This is a genomic window from Candidatus Paceibacterota bacterium, from assembly GCA_035404205.1.
Taxonomy (GTDB): domain Bacteria; phylum Patescibacteriota; class Minisyncoccia; order UBA6257; family JAVHQB01; genus JAVHQB01.
This window is the reverse complement of the sequence record DAONGQ010000008.1, coordinates 1-4,140: the sequence shown is the minus strand read 5'-3', so window position 1 is coordinate 4,140 and position 4,140 is coordinate 1. Positions and strand designations below refer to the sequence as shown.

Sequence of the window (4,140 nt, the reverse complement as noted above, 5' to 3'; positions counted from 1 at the left end):
TAGTTGTTGTAGGAGGACGAGTAGTTGTAGGAGGAGTAGTTGTAGGAGGAGTAGTTGTTGTAGGAGGACGAGTAGTTGTAGGAGGAGTAGTTGTAGGAGGAGTAGTGGTAGGTGGAGTAGTTGTGGTAGCTGAGCAACGACAATAGGCAGTACCATCGGTCACTAATACGCAACCGGCTCCACATGTAAGAGCTAAAACGGAATGAAATCCTAACATTAATCCTATAAATAAGATTAACACAATGATTATTTGTTTTGTAAATTTGTTGACCATAATTTTAATTACACTATTATTAAACAAAAAATTAATAAGTTATATCATTGGTAAATATTGCTAATGGAAGTAATTTATCGTAGTTAGCTAGGATTTCTTCACGGGAATATCCGCCTGATATAAGTTCATTATTAGCCAATAATATCTTGACTCCATATTTACGTAAATCAGGATTGACGATTCCGTTTTTTTCGGTGGCATCTAACAAATCGGCAGAGGGTAACTTCATTCCAAAGGATACAATTGGAGTTCGTTCAATTTCTATGTTTTGAGCGCAAATTAAATTAACATTGCGACTAGTTTTTAAACCTGTTCCCTTTAAAAAATCAGTCCACTTAAATTCTTGGATATACTGGTCATACAAAGAAGATATTTTTTGCTCGGTAAAAACGTACCCACCCTGTGAATTATTTTCCAAAAAATTACCCATTAAAACTGGATAGAGAGTATAACATAGTACCAAATTTTGATCCGGAATTGCCTTAGAATCTGCTCTCATTAAAGGATTAACTAGCCCACTGGCAACTATTAATTTTTTTAAGTTTATAGAAATCACTATATGGTCTCGCGGATGTACCTTGGTAGATAGTTGGTCATTATTTAGAGGTATGAGTTTTCCCTCTGTTATTTTACAAATCTTGTAATCAGAAACGTCCTTTATTAAAGATTTCTCGCAAGCTGCTACAAACCTATTATCACTTCCAGCAATATTATGGAACTGCTGTCTTGAAAACAACAAACCAAGAACTGCAATAATAACAATACCGCCAACGGCTATGCACAAAACCATACTCTTTTTTATTGCGGATATTCTAGCAGCCATGATACGTAACTAACTCAAATAATTAAATAGTTCTAAGAATAAGCACTTTCGATTAAAAGTTGTTTTTGGAAAAAGAATACACAAATCCTTGTTGAGGATCATCTGTAAGATAAATTGATTGCCTTGCAGGGAAATTAATGGGTAATGTCTTTAGAAAATAATGTTGACCATCAGACTTATAGCTAATAGGCAAACTGTCGGCAATTACAGAATACCCTCCTGGAATGTATTTGCTTAATTTTTGTAAAATTATGCTCCTATCCTCTAGCTTAACGTATGCATCATTATTTTCACTTATAGGGTATTGGCCAATATTATTTTTATAATTTTCTAAGGCATTAATTAATACAGTCAGGGCAGCCTCTTTATGGATATCTATTTTAGTTCTTTCATTTAATTCTAAGTTTAAAACAAGAGGAGTTTTTTGGGTATAATCTTTATTTATAAATAAATCGAGTGGCGCAAGGTCGTCAAATTGGTAATAATTAGAGGGCGTTTTGTCACTACTTCTGAATAAAATCTGATAATGTCCTGACGGCAAGTTATTAAATTCAAATTCACCATTCTTATTAGAATAAATTTTATAAATCTTCTGTTGAGAACCGGTGTGATCTTGATCCAAAGCAAATATCTTTACATTAGGAACTACAACAGTACCCTTCCATTTTGGATCATAGCTTTCCCCTGTTATTATTCCTGCGAAATTATAACGACTCCCTCGGACAGCTAATAAAACTATAGTTATTAAGCTAATAATCACTAAACAGGAAACTAATAGTTTCAATTTGTTAGACATAATAAATGATTCATTTAACTACTATCATGGTAACATATTCCGAAGTGTCAAGCAACAAAAAAGCGGGAGTTGGGCTAACTCCCGCTATAGCTATAAGTAAGAACAATCGTTTGGGCAGTTGGTTTCCAATCAACTTGGAAGCCAAGACATTCTGCCACGAAACGTAGTGGTAGAAGAGTACGACCATTGACAATCTTTGGCACAACTTTAGTATCAGCCGCATCAATAGAAACCAGCGTATTGTTCAATAGGGCAACATTGCTACCAACGATCAACGTGAGTCTAGTATCCCCCAAACTTATATTTACCATCTGGGCAGATGCATTCCAATCAATAGACCCCCCAATAGATTCTACTAGAACCCTTATGGGAACCAGGGTTCTTGAGTTGTAAATCATGGGAGGGGCTTCTAATGCCTTCATGTCTCCGTCTATCCAAACCGTTGGTTTTCCGATAATAAATCTTAGAGTTACTGGTTTGATATAGAAAACTTTGTAAGTTTGAACAGACTTTTGTGTTCCTTTGATAGCAGTAATAGTAATGATATTACTTCCACCTACAAGCGATAGTATACAAGAAAACCTTGTGTTAACTATCGCTACGAAATGGTTGTTTACTACTATACTGTCGCCATTGGTAACTCCGGAGATAGTAATGTCAGGATTGGTTGTCGTCGATGGCAAGGGAACTACCGATAATGCCAAAGGGTCATTTACGATAAAAGCTCTTGTTTCAGACCATTGTTCTAAACCTGCATCAGACACTCCTGCTATCCGCCAGAAGTAATTACCTATAGGTAGTACAGAGATTTGATAACTGTTGGTATAGGTAATATCTGATTTCACTAAATTAGTAAAATCAGATGAGTTACTTATCTGAACGTTGTAAGCCCAAGTAGCATCGGCTTTTTTCCAAGAAAGGGTGAGGGAAACACCCGGAGATACCCTAACCGAATTGGAGGGATTAGATAACGCAACTCCGAAGTTTCTGGGAATTAGGCAAGCAGAGGGATCGCCCAAGACTTCTTCTTCCATGATTTCTTGGACCTGTTTATCTTGATATTGGAGAGCATCTCCAATACTATATCCTTGTTTGATTCTTTGAAATATTTTCAAAGCAAAGGTTGTTTCTGGAATCACATCAGTATAGCCAATGCCGGTATAGACTAGCTTTTTCTTAAAAAATCCAGTGAGCGCTTCAATATCCCCAGGATGAGCCGATGAGCATCCATCAAATAGGCCAAAGAATGCCTTACTGGTAAGTTTCGTCAAATCAGCAAAATATCTCCAAATAGCTGTTTCTTGCGCCTCCTCAAGCCCAGGGTCGGGTATGGGCCAATAAAGGCTATAGGTAGCGTTATGACCGGTCAGTAAAACCCAATCATGAAACTGAGAATTCCAAACAGAAGTAAAGTTGGTCTCAGTTAATGGCAGGGTTGGTATATAGGCAGAAGGTCTACTACCCCCTTTTTCATAAAGAGTAACAACGGCGCCGCTATCTGACATTATAGATTTCGTTTCTTCTCCTAATCCAGCGGTATCGCTTGGCATTGGTGGTAAAGTACCAGAGCCATAGCCAAGAATGCCGTTAGCTATAATACCGTTAAGAAAGTTTTTTTCGGAATACATCTTTTCTAACGGTATTAACCTTTCAAAATAGTCATCAATAAAGGATACGTCATCAACAGGAATACTCCCTACTACAAAGTTAATGGAACCTTGCATAGTGGGTGGCATCAGGTAGGTTCCATTGGAGAAATCGAAATGTAAACGAGGAAAGCGATATAGTAAATCAGTCGCAGCCTCTATTCCATTAAGCGATAATACTGCCATTGGGATAGTGCCAATAAAGGATTCGTGTGAGCTCGTACCATTCATTTCAAGCGCTCTTTTACCCACTAATAACACATACGGGGGAACAGGTTGGGTCTTGGTATCCAGGTATTGTCTCAACTGTTCCACTTTGTCTGTAACGGTGGAAAACTGTTTGGCAATGTCTGGCATGGAAACAACTGTTACTTCAAAGCTTGTGGACTTGTAGTCCACAAACTGTTTCAGACCGGCTGACTGCTTGAGGGCATCAGTGCCCAAAACAATAATGTAACTGCGTTTGGGTACATCTGCCGCTCTAATGAAAGTGGTCGGAATGAGACAAGAAAACAAGAAACAAAAAGACAGAAAAAGCGATACGAAAGCAGTGCGTTTCATTCTCCACCTCCTGTGGATTGATTTGATTGCTGTCTAAAAC

General features: G+C 37.7%; 4 protein-coding genes. All 4 read right to left on the bottom strand.

Going from position 1 to position 4,140, the window contains the following annotated elements; all coding sequences use genetic code 11:
* On the bottom strand, window positions 1–217 hold a 217-nt coding region (locus PK547_02040; GenBank protein HPR91493.1), incomplete at its 3' end, for a hypothetical protein.
* An 88-nt stretch (window positions 218–305) separates the two neighbouring features.
* A complete protein-coding gene (locus PK547_02035; protein ID HPR91492.1) occupies window positions 306–1,064 on the bottom strand; it encodes a hypothetical protein in 759 nt (252 codons plus the stop codon).
* Window positions 1,065–1,149: 85 nt separating this feature from the next.
* Window positions 1,150–1,893, bottom strand: coding sequence for a carboxypeptidase-like regulatory domain-containing protein (locus tag PK547_02030; GenBank protein HPR91491.1), 744 nt, complete (start codon window positions 1,891–1,893; stop codon window positions 1,150–1,152).
* Window positions 1,894–1,967: 74 nt separating this feature from the next.
* Complete coding sequence (locus PK547_02025; protein ID HPR91490.1) at window positions 1,968–4,100, bottom strand: stalk domain-containing protein; 2,133 nt, start codon at window positions 4,098–4,100, stop codon at window positions 1,968–1,970.
* Between the last annotated feature and the right edge of the window lie 40 nt (window positions 4,101–4,140).